This window comes from Paenibacillus sp. Marseille-Q4541 (assembly GCF_018310695.1).
Taxonomy (GTDB): Bacteria; Bacillota; Bacilli; order Paenibacillales; family Paenibacillaceae; genus Paenibacillus.
This window is the reverse complement of record NZ_JAGXCY010000014.1, coordinates 40,126-58,212: the sequence shown is the minus strand read 5'-3', so window position 1 is coordinate 58,212 and position 18,087 is coordinate 40,126. Positions and strand designations below refer to the sequence as shown.

The following is an 18,087-nucleotide window of genomic DNA, read 5'->3' as shown; positions in this document are numbered from 1 at the left end:
AATTGAAATGAAAGTAATCGAGTCTAGGGGGAGTTTTTATGGAAAGACAAATCGTCATTCGTCATGGCCAGGAGGATCTGGCTGCAACGATTCATTATCCTGTCGTGCCCGAACTGCAAGAAGGAGAGCGGCCTGCACGTGTGCCGCTTATTATTATATGTCACGGGTTTATAGGCAGCCGGATTGGTGTCGATCGTCTTTTTGTAAAAACTGCCCGCGAACTCGCTGAAGATGGATATATGGTACTTCGGTTTGATTATATCGGCTGCGGAGAGAGCAGTGGAGAGTACGGAGCAGAAGGTCTTGAATCGATGATTAATCAAACACGAAGCGTACTCGACTATGCAGTTGACTGCTGTGACGTGGACCCGAAACGAATCACACTGCTTGGACATAGTCTCGGGGGAGCAACAGCTTTGCTGACAGCGACAAGAGACAAGCGAGTGACTAGGCTGATCATGTGGTCCGCTGTAGGTTATCCGTTTAATGATATTGTGAAGATCACAGGCCGTGATACGTATGATCAATCCGTAAAAGAAGGAAGCGCAGATCATCTCGGCTACGGTTTTAGTCCCGTATTCTTTGATTCTTTGGCTCAGTTTCAGCCGTTTCAGGAGGCGAGCAAATTTTCGGGGGATGTACTCGTTGTGCATGGAACAAGCGATGATACCATTCCGGTCGACTACGCCTTTTTATATCAAAAAGTGTTCTGGATGCGCTCTTCCGGACGCTGCGATAAGGACATTATTTTTCAGGGAAATCACACATTTTCATCCGGGCCGGAGCGGGAGCAGCTCATTAAACGGACTCGTGCTTGGCTTGGTGAACAGAATAGGATGGATCAAGACTGGCAGCACTGGATGATTTAAGGTAAAAATATGGATTTAGCCCTGAAAATGATTGGAATTCTCATATCCTAGCGTTAAAATAAAGGGGCAACCATTATACCTGTGTCTGGAGGCTTGGCAGCGATGACCTTACCTACTTTGTTTATAGCTCACGGTTCACCTACCCTTGCGGTAGAGGATAACGAGTATACTGCTTTCCTCAGAGAACTCGGTGCCCGTATGCCGCTTCCCAAAGGCATCATCGTTTTTTCGGCGCATTTTGATGAGCCTGTTCAGACCATATCGGTGGATGAGCATCATTCCACGATGCATGATTTTTATGGTTTTCCTAGTGAGATGTACAGGCTTGAATATCCGGCTCAAGGTGACCCTGAACTATCCGCCAGAATATGCGAACTTTTCAAGGAAGAGAACCTTCCTGTGAAACCATCGAATGACAGAGGACTCGACCATGGTGTATGGGTTATTCTTCGGCATATGTTCCCGGAAGCGAATATTCCGGTTGTCCCTTTGTCTGTAGATTCAGTACGTTCCGAGAGGGAACAGTATCATATTGGACGTATGCTTGCCCCGCTTCGCGAAGAAGGAATTCTCATTATTGGCAGCGGAGGGTTGGTTCATAATTTACGAAAGCTGAGTCAGCAAGACGAGCCTGAGGCCTGGGCAGTGGAATTTGATGAATGGGTCGCAGAGCAGCTAGAGAACTGGAATCTCAGAGAGCTGTTTGCTTATGAGAAAAAAGCCCCTCATGCTCAGGATGCAGTACCTTCCTATGCTTCAGAGCATTTTGCTCCGTTGTTCTATGCGATGGGTGCTGCAGATGAAGATCGAAAGGCGGAAAGACTTTTCCAAACCTACCAGTATGGAAGTCTTAGTCTGAACTGCTGGCAGTTTGGAGCATCTCTTTAGTTCACTTATATAAAATAAAGCAAGGCATCCCTTGGCGAGAACGCTCTCGCCGAGGGATGCCTTTATTACATTTACGATAGATTACATCTTGATCTCGAAAAATTCACATTCGTTCCGATCGTGATAAGCGAGATCGCTGACACTAGACTGAATGACGATGGTCTTCTGGTCAAACCGAATAATTAGACCTCCATTATTGATCTGATGATTATCCTGAAATACCCGAATTCGCTTTCTGCCGTTCATTGCTTCTTCAAAGTCAGCATCCGTGTTCAGGCGGCGATTAACAGCCATATACTCACACCTCCAAGTGGCTTTAATGAAGTAAGGCATCTTGATCTAAAAGCAAGTATATCATACGTAAAGCATATACTGAGACATAAAAAAACAAGCTCCCAGAAAGGGAGCTCGGTTGTTGAATCTATCGTGATGGATATCTATTTGATTAGAAATCTTGCTGTGTTTTAATGTGCATCGCTTTGTCTTTACCTCTGAATTTGCCAAACATGCTGCGGATGTAAGGAACCACCCAGTGGTCGAGACCGATTTTACCAGCGTTAAATCCAGCAACGAGGATAAACATTTGAAGTAAGATCAATTGTGCATTGGTGCTTACAGTACCCGAGAAGAGGAAAGCGAAGTTCATGACAATCCCCATCAGTACAGCGAAAGTAGTGAAACATCCAAGGATCAATCCGAGACCTACAAGGAATTCACCAAGCGGTACAAGGAAGTTGAACAATCCTACATTCGGGAGGGCAAAAGTTTCAAGGAAAGTTCCCCACCAGCCTTGAACTGTTGCAGCTTCACCTGTCGAATTGGCAATTGCTCCACCAATAAAACCACTTGCATCAAATCCGCCGCCTGTCAGTTTAGCCCATCCGTGAGTCATCCAGTCATAACCGATATAAATACGAAGTACAGTCAGTAACCACATTGCTACTTTATTTTCTCTAATCCATGTTGTAAACATAGAAACCACTCCATCCGTTTTTTTGTTTTTGTCTATAAGATGTTACAAGCATCCGGTTAAGGGTGCTCTATTGTATTGCGAGTAGTGCTATAAAAGTGATCACTCTTTTGATGTCTTTATCTTAAAATATATTCAGCAATATGTTTGTGATTTAATTCACAATAAATAAAAAAACTCTCGGAAAAATCCCTTTTTATTTCCATTTAAACAAGAATTAAGACAAAACCATCGTTTATGTGATTAAATAAATAAAATACCATTATTTATAGGAGTGAAGATAACAAGGAGGGAAGAATAGCATTGCACAATAAAAATAGACTGATGATCGCAATTTTGTTCACACTTGTATTCCTCGTATCAACCACAGGCTGTAGGACGGATGCACCAACATTAGAGGAACCTTCTGGTTTGGTAGTGGAGACACCGCCTGAACCATTAGATCCTCCCAAAGGAGAGATAGAACCAGGCAATGCTTATACGGCACCTCTAACGGGTATGAAAGTAGAGGAGCCTGCCGAGAAAAGACCGGTTGCGGTTATGATTAATAACGCACCTGCTGCAAGACCTCAATCTGGTCTGAGTCAAGCTGATCAGATCTATGAAGTCCTTGCAGAAGGAGGAATCACCCGGCTGATTGCTATTTTTCAAAGCGAAGGTACCACGGAAACAGTAGGCCCAATTCGCAGCATACGCCCTTATTTAATTGAAATAGGAGAAAGCTATGGCAGTATTCTAGCTCATGCAGGAGGCAGCCCAGCCGCCTATTCTATTTTACAAAACCAGGACAAACCCTATCTGGACGAAATTTCTAATGCGGGTCCGTACTATTTCCGCAGCAAAGACCGCAAAGCACCCCACAACCTGTATTCTTCCCTTGATCAGCTGCGTGAAGCCGCTGCGAAACGCGGATACTCGGAGGAAAACAATTCACCGGTATATTCATACTTGGATGAAGGAGTTCAGGTGGAAGGAGAAGAGGCTGCAAGTTTTGATATTACCTATATGAATAGCAGTTATCAGGTGAGTTACGATTACGATGACTCCACTCATCAGTATTTAAGGAGTGTAGGAGGTAAGGAAGATGTAGATGCAGACAACGGACAGCGGATTGCGGCTTCCAATATCATCGTACTATCTACTGCTCACAAAGTGCTGGACGATGTTGGAAGACTGAGTGTAGATACAACCTCTGGCGGAGAGGCCATGTTATTTCAACAGGGCAAAGTCACACAAGGGCAATGGTCAAAAAAAGCGGGCGATATTGTCCGAATTACGAAAGATGGCGAGGAATTACCGCTCGTTCCAGGAAAAACCTTTTTTAGTATTGTGACCAATGTACCGCCACTGAAAGAGCATGTAAAGATCCACACTCCTTAAAAGTTTAAAATAATATCCCTCTATTAGAAGAATAAACAGATATAGAAGCTGACCCCAGGACATACAGATCCAAATGGAGTCAGTTTTTTTATATGGGAGGGTGAAATGTACATGAAACGTAAGAATGAGGGAGCGTTCCATAGGTGTTTTACAAAAGTGGTAGGGTTTGTGGCTCTAGCCGTAATATTATGCCCAGTTTACCCATCAGGTGTAGCGGAAGTGAAAGCAGCAGGTCAACTAGGATTACAGCCAGCTATTCAAGAGACCATTATTCAGCCGAAAGCGACCACTACGACTTGCAGCACAAGTTCCTGTTTATCCAGTGCGCTCAAAAATGTAGTCCCTGGCGGACAAATTATACTCTCACCTGGGACCTATACGGGCAGTTTTTCTTCTATAGTGGATGGAACAGATGCACAGCCCATTACGATTCGGAGTCAGAATCCAGCTCAGCCAGCCATCCTGTCTGGCTACTCGGCAGGATCGGGATACAGCCTGCGTATTCAAGGAGACTACTGGATTATTCGCGATTTGAAAATGACGAATGCTCAGAAAGGAATTATGCTCGATAATTCCAATCATACGCTGATTACGAATGTAGAGGTTTACAATATTGGTTATGAGGGTGTTCATTTCAGGGATGGTTCTTCTTATAGCACGATTGAGAATTCATATATCCATGATACAGGCCTGACAGGGGCAGGTTACGGTGAAGGTGTATACGTCGGTTCAGCTGAAGGGGCAAGCTACAATCAGAACACGCATTATAACGTTATTCGGAACGTTGTGTTTGGCCCGAATATTACGGCAGAGCACATTGATATTAAAGAAAGAACGATCGGTACCCTAGTTGAGAACTGTACTTTTCATGGGGAAGGTATTAGCGGGGCCAACTATGCTGACAGTTTTATCGATGTGAAAGGAAATGGGGCCATCATTCGTAATAACACGGTGTATCAGAATGGCAATCAGGTCATCGTCGATGCCTTCCAGCTTCATGAGATTGTACCCGGCTCTGGGACAGGGAATCAGTTTCTCAATAATACCCTCTACCTGACGAGCCCTGACGTCTATGTGGTGGCGGCATACAGTAATACTTCTGCGACAGTGAGCGGAAACACCCGAAGTCCAGCAGGGAATATGTACAAAGGAAATATAACGATCCAGTAAGGACCTATTGTGAATGGGCTTGATTGGAAGAACTGGTCCGCAGGTCCATTCGCAATGCAGATATAAGTCGGATGATGTTAGGTGAATTAAACAGAATCTGGATAAAATGTGTCGCCTTTGGTCAACCTATGTCAAAAGATGAAAAATTCTATTGTGAAAATCGTTCGTTTTTTATGTAAACACGATGTAAAGTGTGATAAGATATCAAATGTTGTCATTTCATTTCATTAAAATTTCACGCAATTTTTCTGTGAAGGGGATATAAAAATGGCTTTTAAAAAGAAGAAGGATATATTTTTCGAGACTCTCGAAAATATGGCTAATACCGTTGTACAAGCTGCAGATTACTTTGCGCAGAACACCGGCGATCTAAGTAACATGGTTGAGTTCACTGATCAAATGAAGAAGTATGAGTCCGAGTGCGACAATTATACGCACACGATCATCAAGGAACTGAACAAGACGTTTATCACACCGATTGAACGTGATGATATCATGGCTCTGGCAACTACACTTGATGATGTACTGGATGGACTTGAAGCCACTGCTTCCCGTTTCTACATGTACAATCTGAAAGAAGCGGACGAGTATATTATTCAGTTCTCCGAAATTCTTCGTGAATCTGCTTATGAAATTCAGAAGGCAGTTCACCTCTTATCTCAGAAAAAATTGCTCGCCATCCGTGAGTACACGATTCGCCTGAATGATCTGGAGAATCAAGGGGACGAGCTTCTTCGCATCTGTACCAAAAACTTGTTTGCTTCCGTACAGGACCCAATCGAGCTGATTAAGCGTAAAGAAATCTACGAGCGCCTCGAGACAACTACAGATTCTTGTGAACACGTAGCAAACCGTCTTGAGTCAATCATTATGCGGAATTCATAAGGAGTAGGTGACACATGGATATAACAACTCCATTATGGATTTTAGGGATCGTCATCTTTCTTGCTTTGGCCTTTGACTTTATTAACGGATTTCATGATACGGCAAATGCCATTGCAACTTCAGTATCTACTCGCGCCCTAACACCTCGTCGTGCGATTATACTCGCAGCCAGCATGAACTTTATTGGTGCTCTTATGTTTACAGGAGTAGCGAAAACGATCGGGGGAAGCGTTGCTGACCCCACGAAGCTAGAAAACGGAATCAACATTGTTATCGCCACGCTCATTGCGGCGATTGCTTGGAATTTGATTACCTGGTGGTTTGGACTTCCGTCCTCCTCTTCCCATGCACTGATTGGTGCTCTGGCAGGGGCTGTATTCATCAGCGAACCAGGGGAATTGAACTGGTCTGGATTTACTGGCATTGTTCAAGGTCTGATCTTGTCTCCTATTATTGCTTTTGCCATTGGTTATGTGGTTATGACGATTCTGAAATGGATCTTTGCCAAGCGTAGTCCGCACAGTGTAAATAAGGGATTCCGTACGATGCAGATTTTCACAGCTGCTCTTCAATCCTTTACACACGGAACGAATGATGCGCAGAAGGCGATGGGGATTATCACATTTGCCCTCGTAGCAGGCGGCGTTCAGGACAACATGGAAGTTCCACTGTGGGTTAAAATCGCAGCTGCAACAGCAATGGCGGCCGGTACTGCCATTGGTGGATGGAAAATCATCAAGACAATGGGTACCAAAATCTTTAAAATTGAGCCGATTAACGGTTTTGCAGCAGATTTCTCTGCAGCATCGGTAATCTTCTCAGCTACACTGCTTCATTTACCAGTAAGTACAACACATGCGATTACGTCAGCGATTCTCGGTGTTGGTTCTGCCAAACGTTTCTCGGCTGTCAAATGGTCCCTCGCTGGACGGATTGTGGTCACCTGGTTTATTACCATCCCGATTACTGGACTTCTCGCAGGCCTAATTATGTTCTTGTTCTTCTAAAAACGATAAGTACAATACAATATATAAGTAAGAACCCGAATAACTCGTAAACTGTGGATGCTTTGTTACGAGTTATTTGGGTTCTTCACTCCTTTTTGTGGAAAATGTTTATAACTCTGTGAATATGGGGACATCTTCCAAAGAAATTAGCGATAATTTAAGTTATCCACTTGTGGACAGTCGTCTTTTGTCTGAGAACTTGTGATTTTGTGTATAACATAGTAGATATGATACCTTGTTTGGTGAATTCCATTAATATAGTAAAAGTACATAGCTTGTCTAATGAATTGTTGTTGATAACGGACCTGGTTTTTGTATATGGATGGATACTCGAAATGGAGGAGAAGCTCCCTTGATTCGTACACTGGCAATAACTCAGGAGCATGAGGTTGTGATGAACACTCCACTGCAAGAGATGAATCTTGTGGATTATACTTTTGTATGGGCAGATTTTAGTCATCCTTCGGAAGAGGAAACTCGTCTGCTCACGGATTATTTTCATTTTCATCCTCTGGCAGTGGAAGATTGTCTGCACAATCTTCAGCGCCCTAAGCTTGACTATTATGATAACGTTCAGTTTCTCGTATTACATGCGCTTCGAACAGGAGATGCACAGCCGCTTGAAATTGATCTGTTTCTAGGTCCTAACTATTTGGTGTCTTACCATCATGATGAGCTGGATGAGATCAATCAGGCTTGGGACCGGATTGCGGAACACGCAAGTGAACGTACGATTTGGAGTAAGGCTACTGTGGCAGCTGCGTATACCGTAATGGATAAACTCGTAGACGGGTATTTTCCTATCCTCTTTGCTATTGAAGATGATCTTGCGGAGCTGGAAGGACGAAGTAGTGATGAGCCTATTGACGAGCTCATGAATCAGGTGTTTATGCTGCGGAGCAGGCTATTGCGTCTGAGAAGGACGTTTGTTCCGATGAGGGATTTGTTGTACCGAGTTATTAACTCACAACATATTCAAGGTGGAACTGAGCACAAGCTTTATTTTACGGATATCTACGACCATCTACTGAAGCTGACCGATATGCTCGAAGCGGATCGGGAGATGACGGCGGATCTAAGAGACAGCTATATATCCCTGAGTTCGAATCGGATGAACAACATTATGAAGACACTCACGGTGATTACTACGATTTTTATGCCGCTGACACTCATCGCCGGTATATATGGAATGAATTTTGAGCATATGCCAGAGCTGGGTATGCGCTATGGATATTTTGGTGTGCTCTTACTGATGGTGCTGCTCAGTAGTGGAATGATCTTTTGGTTTAAAAAACGGGGTTGGTTTCAATAAATACGTCTGCTAACCTTCTAACTAAGAGACTGAATGTTGTCAATATGGTCAATATGAACGAAAGTCAAGGAATATCACAAAGCACCCATCGCTTCTAATAAGTGAGGGTGCTTTTATGAGCTGTCCGGCAAAAAATGGCTGCCGTTATTCTTTTTCGGTTGCTGAGGGGTAATAGGCCTTGGTTTTAGCTTTTTTACGGCGTTTTCTAGTGGAAGACTTGCTGTAAGAACTGGATTTTTTAGAAGCGCTGGTTTTGCGTTTGGACGGCGATGTAGATTTTCTTCTTCGTCTTCTTCTTTTTCTCCGTCTAGGTGTGTAATATTCTTCTTCATACAGAGGAGATGGCGACGGAGTACCTTTGGCAGCTTTGGCGGCAGCCGCAGCACCAAATGGCAGGAGACCTGTAACCAGTTTGAACATAGGGGCCATCTGCTGGACTCCGTTTACGACCCGTTGTACTTTACCCATTCCATCCACAATTCCATCGATGCCGCCCATGCGATCAATGAATCCTTTCAGATCTTTGATGTTGCCGCCTAGTCCGCTTAAGCTGCTAAGTATTCCACCCCCAGCAGCTGCTTCAGCCGTATCCGTTACAGCAGCCGCGGCACCTGCCGCTTCCTGTGCTGCTTGGTTTGCAGGATAGACGGGTGCTTGCTGAGCAAAGTTATTGTTGGGATATAGCGGGGCTCCCTGTTGGTGAGGCATCGGCTGAGGCTGATTATAGGGCTGCATAGCATAACCTTGGGGATTTGGTCCCGGCATGGGCGTGGTGTTATTATATTGAGGAATACCTGGATAGGGTGCATACTGCTGAGGGTCTTTTAATGCACGAGAATGCCGGCTGCGTCTTCCATGGTATTGCTGAGACATGATAATCACATTCCTTTGCGCATGATTTACTACAGTGTATGTAACAAGTACCCATATGGTTTGGGGAAAATCACTTTTTTCCGTGATATTGGCGGATTTGGGCCGTTGCCCAGGAAGAAAGAGGACGAGCTGAAACTAATGAAATTTTGTAGTTACACACACGATGTGCACATGTACACCTGTGGATGAAAATCTTTCTTTTACGGTTAAAGGAGATGTGTACACAAACCGCGAAGTTAAGTAAAAGGTGCGGGTAACCAATCGGATAAATAATCCAATGGTAAATTTCATTGTAAGCAACATAATTGTGTTATAATGTTGAGTGGTGTTTTGAAATAGGACAAGATAGTGATCGATGTAATATCATTCAGTAAGTGAATGATGGTATGACATGGGGATAGATAAAGAGACCAGTGATAACTGGGCAAGGAACGTTAGCGCGGAGAAGCAAGGATGATTTCATTCTGTAGCGCGTGAAACCGTTAATGCTTGAAATACCTACATTGGGTAGGTACAATGGAGAAGTACTCACATAACCTTAGGGGATGATATAATAATGCAGCTGAAGAAGCTAGATGATAGAAGTATAGATCAATTATTTGAAGCGATTTTGACGCTTAAAGATATCGAAGAATGTTATGTGTTTTTTGACGACTTGTGCACGGTGAACGAGATTCAGTCACTGTCTCAGCGTCTTGAAGTGGCTCGTATGCTGGGCAAGGGCAATACGTATAACCAGATTGAATCCGAGACGGGTGCAAGTACGGCGACGATTTCTCGTGTGAAGCGCTGCCTGAACTACGGTAATGACGGTTACAAAATGGCGCTGGAGCGCCTCGGACGTTAAAGATGAAGCAGGGCGTCCTCATCATCAGTCACGGATCTAGGGATTCGGGCTGGACAGCGCTTGTAGATGAAGCTGTAGGGCAGCTTACCTTTCCATTTTCTACGCTTGTGGAAGCTTCTTTTCTGGAGAATGTGCAGGGAAGAGGGATTCAGGATGGGATTGACCGCTTGGAAGCAGCAGGGGTGACGGATATTCTGGCCATCCCTCTGTTTGTTTCGGCTGGAAGTACCCATGTTGATGAGATAGGATACGCCTTGGGTGCTAAGCCTTCTCCTGAGAAGGAGACGGATCTTGCACCTTTTCGAATTTCGGCCAGGCTCCATTTTGGATCTCCGCTTCATGATGACCCACTTCTTGCCCACATGGTTTGGGACAAAGTGAAGTCATTTTCGGAGAATCTGTCACGTGAAGTGATTCTGCTTATTGGTCATGGGAGTCGTCATGATGGATTTTTACAGCGATGGGAACAAGGTTTTGGAGCTCTTGCAGAGCGAGTGCAAGCGATCAGCGGCGTAGCAAGAGCAGATTATGCATTGCTGAATCCGGATCAGGTCAAAGACCGTGCGAGCTACTGGAGAGACGAGGGATACCGCGTTATTGCGGTTCCGCTGTTTCTCAGCGCGGGTTATTTTACCAATGTAGAAATTCCAAAACGGCTTGATGGAGTAGAGGTTATCTACAGCGGTGATCGCACGCTTCTACCTCATCCGCTGCTTCATACCTGGATGGAGAGACAAGTTGCGTCAATGCAGGAACATTTGAACTCTCGTTCATAAGTGGTGCCCTTCACGTAAAGACAAAGAGTGATATAGGTTAACAATAGAGCTATGCTTGAATACAATAGAATACGAGATAGCCTAGCCGATCGTCCTGACGTGGTACACAAACCTAGAATGAAGACGACGGCTGGGTTTTTGTTGTATAATAAACTATCTGGATCTGCACGTGATGTAAAGGAAGGGACACTAAAGATTATATTTCTTGGGAATACTTAAGAAGAAAGTGTACTTTTGCAGCGTCACCGTCAGAGTGAACGTATTTAGCAGCGAGATTTGACTTATCCCCCTTAATAGGCGGCGACAGGTCACCCACATAAGAGGAACGGATATTTGCTAAAAGTAGGTGGCGTAAGGATCATGACAATGAAAAAGGCGAGATTAATTTATAACCCGACCTCAGGCCGGGAAGAAGCCAAAAGAAGACTTGCATCGATATTGCAGCGTCTTGATGAAGGTGGAATTGAAGCTTCCTGCCATGCAACGACGGGCGAAGGCGATGCGACAAGAGAAGCTTCGGAAGCTATTGATCGCGGGTATGATTTGATTATTGCGGCCGGCGGCGACGGTACCCTATATGAAGTAATCAATGGAATGGCCAAAAAGGATGTTAGACCTCCGCTTGGTATTTTTCCGCTGGGAACAACCAATGACTTTGCAAGGGCGCTGGGAATTCCGCGTCACTGGGAAGATTACTGTGATATGGTTATTCGTCAAGAGACCCGTCCGGTCGATCTTGGACTCGTGAACGATCGTTATTTTATTAACATTGCCGGCGGCGGAACGCTGACGGAACTGACATATGAAGTGCCAAGCAGACTGAAGACCATGATTGGACAGCTCGCTTATTATATGAAGGGCATGGAGAAAATGATCAACCTGACTCCGCAGGAGCTGTATATCCGTGCGAATGGGCAAGAAGACATTCATGATGAATTTATGTTGTTCCTCATTGCGAACACGAACTCGGTAGGCGGTTTTGAAAAACTTGCGCCGGGAGCAACGATTGACGACGGACTGTTCGATGTCATTGCACTCAAGAAGTGTAATCTGGCGGAGATGATTCGGCTCGTTAGCCTTGCACTGCGCGGAGAGCATTTGCAGGACAAAAAGGTCATTCATTTTCAAACGGACTATATGGAAGTCAATTCTCCGGGTGAAGTACTACTGAATCTGGATGGAGAGCTCGGCGGACAGCTGCCAGCAACCTTCCGTAATCTTCCGCATCACATTCAAATTTTTAGATAAGTTCAGATAAGATGGACATAAACTTAAATAAAGAAAGAGGAATTAACGAATATGAATAATAACCGCAGCGGCCGTGGAAAAAGCCGCCGGAACGCAGACCGCCCAGGAGTGGCGAATGCAGGGAAGTCACAGAGCACCGCTCGTCGTCAGGACGGAGTGCCCGCTAAGGCAGAGAAGACAGGTCATCTAGCAGCAAGCTCAGATAACAAGGAAATGCTGAAAAGAAAAAGCACAGAGATGCGGCCGCAAGGCGAGGCATCTTTTTCTGCTGGTCGTGGACAGACTGACGAATCCGGTCGTAGAGAAGGTAGTATCACTGAGAAAAGAAGATCAGGCCGCGGCCGCTCCGGCAGCAATCGTGGCGGTAAAGTTCAACCTGTGCGTGACATCGCAGCCGAGCTCGGTTTACCTGTAGCTAAGAATGACGAGACCGTGATCGATATTATCGGCATGAACCATGACGGTGAAGGTGTGGGGCGTGCAGATGGCTATACTTTGTTTGTAGCAGGAGCGCTTCCTGGTGAAAAAGTTCGCGTCAAAGTGCTGAAGACGAAGAAACAATACGGCTATGCGAAACTGCTGGAGATCGTGGAAGCGAGCAAAGACCGCGTCTCTGCGCCATGTCCGATCTACGCTCAGTGTGGTGGCTGTCAGCTCCAGCATATGAGTTATGAAGGGCAGCTGCACTGGAAACGCCAGATTGTCGTAGACAACCTGAAGCGGATCGGAAAGCTGAATGTGGCAGGCGAAGTAACTGCGATGCGTGAGGCCAATGATGAGAGTACGGTAAATGCTGCAGATGATCATCCACAGGTGGATAACTTCGCAGAAGGAACAGAAGCTATGCACAGTAGTGGGGATAAAGCTGTGGGTGAATGGATGAATGTTCCAAATGAGTCTACTGGAATTACCGTTCTTCCTACGCTCGGAATGGACGACCCATGGCGCTACCGGAACAAAGCGCAGGTACCGATGGGCGAGATGGAAGGCGGTCTTGTGGGTGGATTTTATGCCAAAGGAAGCCACCGTATCGTCGATATGGAGCGCTGCCTGATTCAGCATGAGCATAACGATGAGGTCGTTGAGCGTGTCAAAGAGATCGGCCGCCGCGTTGGTATTAGAGCGTATAACGAAGAGACGGGGCGCGGACTGTTGCGGCATGTTGTCGTGAAGAAAGCGTTCCGTACCGGTGAGATGATGCTTGTCCTCGTCACGAACGGAGATAGTATCCCAGAGAAGGATGAGTGGATTCGCGGCATCCGTGAACAGCTTCCGCAAGTGACAAGCATCTGCCAGAACGTGAATACGAAGAAGACGAATGTCATTTTCGGTGATGTGACTCGTGTATTATGGGGCAGTGAAGTCATCTATGACTACATTGGAGACGTAAAGTTTGCGATCTCCGCGCGTTCCTTCTATCAAGTGAATCCAGTACAGACCGAAGTACTCTACGGTAAAACTGTGGAATACGCAGGGCTTACTGGTAAAGAGACGGTTATCGATGCTTATTGCGGTATCGGAACGATCTCGCTCTTCCTCGCTCAGCATGCCGAGCATGTATATGGGGTAGAGATTGTGAAGGAAGCGATCGAGGATGCGAAGAAGAATGCGGAACTGAATGGCATTACGAATGCGACCTTTGAAACCGGACCCTCTGAGGATGTCATTCCGCAGTGGAAGGAACAAGGGATCACGCCAGACGTAATCGTGGTCGATCCACCGCGTAAAGGATGCGATCCGAGACTGCTGGATACGATCTTGGAGATGCGACCGGAGCGAGTGGTATATGTGTCCTGTAATCCTTCGACTCTGGCGAGAGATCTGCGGGTGCTAGAGGATGGCGGGTACCGGACGGCTGAGGTAACGCCGGTGGATATGTTCCCGCATACGGTGCATGTGGAGAGCTGTTCACTGTTGGTCAGGAAAGACTAATAGTTGAGATGTATTGGCGTATATAGCAACGGAGCGGGAGAAGTCCCGCTTCTTTTTTTACTATTTTTTTAAAAAAGAGAAGCTTGTAGCCTGTAGCTTTTGTTGTAACACATTGTCACTAGTAAAAAGGCTATTACTACGTAGCCAAAATTATTGCTCGAAATACCTTCCTGTTTTCTGTTAAATCGTCCAGTATATCTATTCTCCCTAGTAATTTGTTACCAATAAGGAAATTTGCTTTTATGGTGATGGTATAAGGGAAGTCAAGTACTAAGTCGAGAGGGAAGAATTGAAAAAAACTGCTTAGGCGTTCCATAATTCTGTGAAGGTATATACTGTTTGAGGATGGCAACACTGTTTTTTATAACGATTTGATTTATGCCCTGCTTCGGTGGAGGCTTTTTTTATAGACTGACCTTGCGGCAGGAAGGTAGGCGATATGTAGTCAAGGTTTTAAATTCATTCGTGTTCACATATTATAAGGAAAAATGAGAAGTTCTAGCCGAAAGATTGTTATGGGAAAGATTGGAGTATATAATTCAGTTAGGAGCGATCCAAATGTCGGATTCACGGGGAGTATATACTTATATGAAAGATTATGATTCGAGGACGTATAGTGTAAACGATTTTGTTGAGTGGGAAGACAGGAAACAGCTTGAAATTTCGCCCAAGTTTCAAAGGCGATCAGTTTGGTCACCTCAAGCAAAATCATTTTTAATGGATACAATAATTAGGGGAAAACCTCTTCCAAAAATTTTCATGAGACAAATTACTAATCCTGAGACGAGAACGACCTTACGCGAGATTGTTGATGGTCAGCAACGCATACGTACGATCTTAAATTTTCTCAAGGATGGATTTACTATTAGCCGAGTGCACAACGAACAGTATGGTGGGCTGCATTTTTCAGAATTGCCAAGCGAATTAAAGGGAGATATCCTGAAATATGAAATTTCAGTTGATTTGCTTTTGGACTTAGAGGACAGAGATATTCTTGACATTTTTGCTAGACTAAACACCTATTCCGTAACATTGAATAAACAAGAACTTTTTAATGCTAAGTATTTTGGTTACTTTAAACAGTTGGTGTACAAGTTAAGTTTTGAATATTCAAAGTTTTGGTCGGACAATGAATTATTCACAAGCACAAAGATTATGAGGATGGCTGAAGCAGAGTTGACTTCAGATTTGCTGGTTGTAATGTTGGATGGTATTCAGTCAAAAAAGAGTGTGGAAAAATACTACAATAGGTACGATGATAACTTTCCAGAAAGGGAAGTTATTGAACGCGAATTTAAATCAACGATGGATTTTATCGGTGATCTGTTTGAAGGTACTCTCAAAGAAACCAACTACTCTCGTGTGCCCGTATTCTTTGGTTTGTTTGTCGCACTTTATCATATGAATTTTGGTGTGGAAGGACTTACTTCATCACGAATGCCCATTCTACCAGCAGATTATCCTAAAGTTCGAAGTGCATTGTCTAATATTGATGAAATTCTCGGCATGAATCCTGTCCCTGAAAGATATCAAGATTTTTACAATTCTACTACTAAAGCCACAACCGACGTCCCGTCAAGAAGGATGCGGTGCGAGTTCATGGCGAATTACATTTTCGATTATTTGTCCCAATAGAACATGAGTACCATACAACAAGTTTACAATACGTTTATACTCGCTTGTGCCGAATATGAAAAGTATGCGTTTGACGGACAGGAATTATATTCAAACGGGGCACGAAGTGGTACGATTATGTTCGATAAGAACATGAGGGATATGGTCGTTGAGTACTCATTTATGAAACTTTTTCTTCGTTGGGAAGACTTTTTAGAAAAAGTCTTTGTTAAGTATTGTTTGGATTTTGAAGGTGTGAATGGCAATAAACTTACTCGTTATGTGAACCCACGTGATGAATCACACGCATATGAAATGATTCGGGGCAATAGTTCTTATCCTGATTGGACGAATGCAGAAAAGATCATGAAGACTGCAACTGATTTTTTTCAAGGTGGCGGATCATTTTCAAAGTTACGACTTCAGTCAACACACATAAACGATACTAAAACTATACGTAATGCACTTTCCCATATGTCAATTAATTCACAGCAAAAATTTGAGAGTTTAGTGAGAAACCATCATGGGCATTATCCACTTAACACTTCGCCAGCCGACTTTTTGATTATGATTGACAGACGAAGTACTGCAACTCCCATAACATACTTCCATCATTATGTAGCAACATTAAAGTTTCTAGCTACTGAGATAGTCAATCCATAGCATATGCACAATAGTGTACAGGAAATATAGCAACGGAGCGGGAAGAGTCTCGCTTCTTTTTTGGAACATAAGTGCAGTCAGGGGCGGCTATTGATAGTCGTCCTTTGTTGTACCCCCGCCCCAGTGGCTGATGAACTAGTCAGTACATCTAAACCGATGTTAAGACTCGTCATACCCGCCTGAAATTTTTGGCAAATACCATCTGTACGCACAAAGAAAGCCCCAAACATAGCGGAGGGCAAAACAAGGAGCGTGATGGTTCTATTATTATCCTGAAGATGGCTAATATACCTATATCCTCACCAAAATAAAATGCATTAGAAAGTACCCCTTTTTAGTACAACCTCTCCATGCAAAATTCTTAGAAATCCTCAGTTACCATCGCCAAGAACATTGATTCCCTTAGCTTGCCTTTCTCTGTATTTTATGAAATCTATACTTCTCAATTTCGTCCTTGATTATCATCTCTACACAACTGACGTTAGCCTTTACCGTCTCCAACTTATAATGATATCAAATGGATAAAGGAGGGCAATCAATTTGGAACAAATGTATTCAATTAAAGAAGCTAAGGGAATATTGGGTCTTTCTTACAATACCGTGTACCGATTGATTAAAAAAGGTACTATCAATGCTACCAAAATCGGTGGTTCTATACGTATCTCACAAGCGACACTCAGAAAGATTGAAGACTCGTCCGGAGGGAATGGAAAATGATTATCAATAGTAAAGCTATATCACTTAGCGAAGCCGCCACAATGCTAAATAAGACTGAACAGGAGGTTCTTCGACTTGCCCAATACGGGTACTTAGAGCAATCTAAACCTGAGAATGGTAAGACACAAATAATCTTGAGCAGTCTACAGAAGTACGCCGATAGAAGCGGAATAGACCTTCAGGATGCCCATTCGCCCGTTGTAACACGTTCAAGGAACTTTATCATTGGACAGACAATGACCAAGCTAGGATTGCAATCTGAAGTGGCGGTACACAAGCTGATACAGGCAGGGCAACTTCAGGCAGGTTTTGAGGGTGGGGCGTACATTGTAAATACCCAAAGTTTACACGAGTATGTTACAGGGCGGTGCTAATCATGCGAATGTACACATTAAACGAAATTTCTAATCTATTGACTAAGGCGAGTCATACTAGGGTTTACACAATGCAGCGTATTTGGTCTTGGTGTCAGAATGAAGGGCTATGTTATGAAGTGACTCCTATCGGTGTTCGTGGAATATCTTACAAGCCTGTATGGATTCGGGAGGATGTGTTGAAGCGTTTCTTACAGGCAAAGGAATTTGACGTTGAAGCTATCTTTCCACAATCTAAGGAGATGAAGTCATGCGAAAGAGAATGAGCGCCAGTGATTATGCGATTGACTTTGATAAATATATTCGGGATTGGTGTCAAAAAGAAGGTCTTCCTTATAAAACGGTAGTTAATAAAATTTGTGGATTGGATGATTTATCTGAACTGGAGAATTTCTTAGCAAGTAATGGAATTGACCCTAGAGCCGCCTTTGGTAACTGATTCACAATGAATAGCCGCCCGAAATGGGCACAAAGTCCCTGCTAAGTCATGGCAGGGACAACAAGTTAATAAGCGAGTTCTTCTCACCTTTTACCAATGAAGCAACGACCATGAATAGTGTGA

19 protein-coding genes are annotated in these 18,087 nt (G+C 44.1%); 16 read left to right on the top strand and 3 right to left on the bottom strand.

Features of this window, described 5'->3' with window-relative positions:
• The first annotated feature begins 38 nt into the window (after positions 1-38).
• The gene (locus KFT32_RS15340; protein ID WP_211748099.1) at positions 39-869 is read left to right on the top strand and encodes an alpha/beta hydrolase family protein; all 831 of its coding nucleotides are present in this window, start codon (positions 39-41) and stop codon (positions 867-869) included.
• 102 nt (positions 870-971) lie between these two features.
• Positions 972-1,757 carry a DODA-type extradiol aromatic ring-opening family dioxygenase gene (locus KFT32_RS15335; RefSeq protein WP_211748098.1) on the top strand — a complete coding sequence of 262 codons (786 nt, stop codon included), beginning with the start codon at positions 972-974 and terminating at the stop codon, positions 1,755-1,757.
• Between the two features lie 81 nt (positions 1,758-1,838).
• On the opposite strand, the gene KFT32_RS15330 is transcribed toward KFT32_RS15335, so the two are convergent.
• Both KFT32_RS15330 and KFT32_RS15325 read right to left on the bottom strand, forming a co-directional pair.
• On the bottom strand, positions 1,839-2,051 hold the full coding sequence (locus KFT32_RS15330; RefSeq protein ID WP_211748097.1) for a hypothetical protein: 213 nt from the start codon (positions 2,049-2,051) through the stop codon (positions 1,839-1,841).
• Positions 2,052-2,202: 151 nt separating this feature from the next.
• Positions 2,203-2,730 (bottom strand): DoxX family protein, encoded by a 528-nt coding sequence (locus KFT32_RS15325; RefSeq protein WP_211748096.1) that lies wholly within the window; start codon positions 2,728-2,730, stop codon positions 2,203-2,205.
• A 300-nt stretch (positions 2,731-3,030) separates the two neighbouring features.
• On the opposite strand from KFT32_RS15325, the gene KFT32_RS15320 reads away from it, so the two are divergent.
• The 5 genes from KFT32_RS15320 (at position 3,031) to corA (ending at position 8,481) form a co-directional block, all read left to right on the top strand.
• Positions 3,031-4,107: a DUF3048 domain-containing protein gene (locus tag KFT32_RS15320; RefSeq protein ID WP_249435911.1), complete on the top strand. Its 1,077-nt coding sequence runs from the start codon at positions 3,031-3,033 to the stop codon at positions 4,105-4,107.
• A gap of 111 nt (positions 4,108-4,218) precedes the next feature.
• Positions 4,219-5,277, top strand: a complete 1,059-nt coding sequence (locus KFT32_RS15315; RefSeq protein ID WP_249435910.1) for a right-handed parallel beta-helix repeat-containing protein — start codon at positions 4,219-4,221, stop codon at positions 5,275-5,277.
• Between the two features lie 267 nt (positions 5,278-5,544).
• Positions 5,545-6,162 carry a DUF47 domain-containing protein gene (locus tag KFT32_RS15310; protein WP_211748095.1) on the top strand — a complete coding sequence of 206 codons (618 nt, stop codon included), beginning with the start codon at positions 5,545-5,547 and terminating at the stop codon, positions 6,160-6,162.
• A gap of 14 nt (positions 6,163-6,176) precedes the next feature.
• Positions 6,177-7,169, top strand: a complete 993-nt coding sequence (locus tag KFT32_RS15305; protein WP_249435909.1) for an inorganic phosphate transporter — start codon at positions 6,177-6,179, stop codon at positions 7,167-7,169.
• 352 nt (positions 7,170-7,521) lie between these two features.
• Positions 7,522-8,481, top strand: a complete 960-nt coding sequence (gene corA, locus KFT32_RS15300; RefSeq protein WP_211748094.1) for a magnesium/cobalt transporter CorA — start codon at positions 7,522-7,524, stop codon at positions 8,479-8,481.
• Positions 8,482-8,625: 144 nt separating this feature from the next.
• Here corA and KFT32_RS15295 read toward each other — a convergent pair whose 3' ends face one another.
• Positions 8,626-9,354: a hypothetical protein gene (locus KFT32_RS15295; RefSeq protein WP_211748093.1), complete on the bottom strand. Its 729-nt coding sequence runs from the start codon at positions 9,352-9,354 to the stop codon at positions 8,626-8,628.
• Positions 9,355-9,910: 556 nt separating this feature from the next.
• On the opposite strand from KFT32_RS15295, the gene KFT32_RS15290 reads away from it, so the two are divergent.
• From KFT32_RS15290 to KFT32_RS15250, 9 genes are all read left to right on the top strand, one after another.
• Entirely contained in the window at positions 9,911-10,201 is a 291-nt protein-coding gene (locus tag KFT32_RS15290) for a YerC/YecD family TrpR-related protein (protein WP_160033767.1), read from the top strand.
• Positions 10,202-10,203: 2 nt separating this feature from the next.
• Positions 10,204-10,977 (top strand): sirohydrochlorin chelatase, encoded by a 774-nt coding sequence (locus tag KFT32_RS15285; RefSeq protein WP_211748092.1) that lies wholly within the window; start codon positions 10,204-10,206, stop codon positions 10,975-10,977.
• Between the two features lie 366 nt (positions 10,978-11,343).
• A complete protein-coding gene (locus KFT32_RS15280) occupies positions 11,344-12,225 on the top strand; it encodes a diacylglycerol kinase (protein ID WP_211748138.1) in 882 nt (293 codons plus the stop codon).
• Between the two features lie 51 nt (positions 12,226-12,276).
• The gene (gene rlmD / locus KFT32_RS15275; protein ID WP_211748091.1) at positions 12,277-14,157 is read left to right on the top strand and encodes a 23S rRNA (uracil(1939)-C(5))-methyltransferase RlmD; all 1,881 of its coding nucleotides are present in this window, start codon (positions 12,277-12,279) and stop codon (positions 14,155-14,157) included.
• A 588-nt stretch (positions 14,158-14,745) separates the two neighbouring features.
• Positions 14,746-15,792, top strand: a complete 1,047-nt coding sequence (locus tag KFT32_RS15270; protein ID WP_211748090.1) for a DUF262 domain-containing protein — start codon at positions 14,746-14,748, stop codon at positions 15,790-15,792.
• A gap of 117 nt (positions 15,793-15,909) precedes the next feature.
• Positions 15,910-16,434: a hypothetical protein gene (locus KFT32_RS15265; RefSeq protein WP_211748089.1), complete on the top strand. Its 525-nt coding sequence runs from the start codon at positions 15,910-15,912 to the stop codon at positions 16,432-16,434.
• Between the two features lie 549 nt (positions 16,435-16,983).
• Entirely contained in the window at positions 16,984-17,151 is a 168-nt protein-coding gene (locus tag KFT32_RS15260; protein WP_249435914.1) for a helix-turn-helix domain-containing protein, read from the top strand.
• On the top strand, positions 17,148-17,525 hold the full coding sequence (locus tag KFT32_RS15255; RefSeq protein ID WP_211748087.1) for a hypothetical protein: 378 nt from the start codon (positions 17,148-17,150) through the stop codon (positions 17,523-17,525). Before KFT32_RS15260 ends, KFT32_RS15255 begins: the two co-directional genes overlap by 4 nt.
• Before the next feature lie 250 nt (positions 17,526-17,775).
• Positions 17,776-17,964 carry a hypothetical protein gene (locus KFT32_RS15250; protein WP_211748086.1) on the top strand — a complete coding sequence of 63 codons (189 nt, stop codon included), beginning with the start codon at positions 17,776-17,778 and terminating at the stop codon, positions 17,962-17,964.
• Positions 17,965-18,087: the final 123 nt, after the last annotated feature.

What these genes read in the sequence shown, in the direction of transcription:
- KFT32_RS15255 (WP_211748087.1), top strand. Translation starts at nt 17,148, where the DNA reads ATGATTATCAATAGTAAAGCTATATCACTTAGCGAAGCCGCCACAATG.
- KFT32_RS15325 (WP_211748096.1), bottom strand. Translation starts at nt 2,730, where the DNA reads ATGTTTACAACATGGATTAGAGAAAATAAAGTAGCAATGTGGTTACTG.
- KFT32_RS15285 (WP_211748092.1), top strand. Translation starts at nt 10,204, where the DNA reads ATGAAGCAGGGCGTCCTCATCATCAGTCACGGATCTAGGGATTCGGGC.
- KFT32_RS15310 (WP_211748095.1), top strand. Translation starts at nt 5,545, where the DNA reads ATGGCTTTTAAAAAGAAGAAGGATATATTTTTCGAGACTCTCGAAAAT.
- KFT32_RS15250 (WP_211748086.1), top strand. Translation starts at nt 17,776, where the DNA reads ATGCGAAAGAGAATGAGCGCCAGTGATTATGCGATTGACTTTGATAAA.
- KFT32_RS15330 (WP_211748097.1), bottom strand. Translation starts at nt 2,051, where the DNA reads ATGGCTGTTAATCGCCGCCTGAACACGGATGCTGACTTTGAAGAAGCA.
- KFT32_RS15315 (WP_249435910.1), top strand. Translation starts at nt 4,219, where the DNA reads ATGAAACGTAAGAATGAGGGAGCGTTCCATAGGTGTTTTACAAAAGTG.
- KFT32_RS15305 (WP_249435909.1), top strand. Translation starts at nt 6,177, where the DNA reads ATGGATATAACAACTCCATTATGGATTTTAGGGATCGTCATCTTTCTT.
- KFT32_RS15280 (WP_211748138.1), top strand. Translation starts at nt 11,344, where the DNA reads ATGAAAAAGGCGAGATTAATTTATAACCCGACCTCAGGCCGGGAAGAA.
- KFT32_RS15260 (WP_249435914.1), top strand. Translation starts at nt 16,984, where the DNA reads ATGTATTCAATTAAAGAAGCTAAGGGAATATTGGGTCTTTCTTACAAT.
- rlmD (WP_211748091.1), top strand. Translation starts at nt 12,277, where the DNA reads ATGAATAATAACCGCAGCGGCCGTGGAAAAAGCCGCCGGAACGCAGAC.
- KFT32_RS15265 (WP_211748089.1), top strand. Translation starts at nt 15,910, where the DNA reads ATGTTCGATAAGAACATGAGGGATATGGTCGTTGAGTACTCATTTATG.
- KFT32_RS15290 (WP_160033767.1), top strand. Translation starts at nt 9,911, where the DNA reads ATGCAGCTGAAGAAGCTAGATGATAGAAGTATAGATCAATTATTTGAA.
- KFT32_RS15295 (WP_211748093.1), bottom strand. Translation starts at nt 9,354, where the DNA reads ATGTCTCAGCAATACCATGGAAGACGCAGCCGGCATTCTCGTGCATTA.
- KFT32_RS15335 (WP_211748098.1), top strand. Translation starts at nt 972, where the DNA reads ATGACCTTACCTACTTTGTTTATAGCTCACGGTTCACCTACCCTTGCG.
- KFT32_RS15270 (WP_211748090.1), top strand. Translation starts at nt 14,746, where the DNA reads ATGAAAGATTATGATTCGAGGACGTATAGTGTAAACGATTTTGTTGAG.
- KFT32_RS15340 (WP_211748099.1), top strand. Translation starts at nt 39, where the DNA reads ATGGAAAGACAAATCGTCATTCGTCATGGCCAGGAGGATCTGGCTGCA.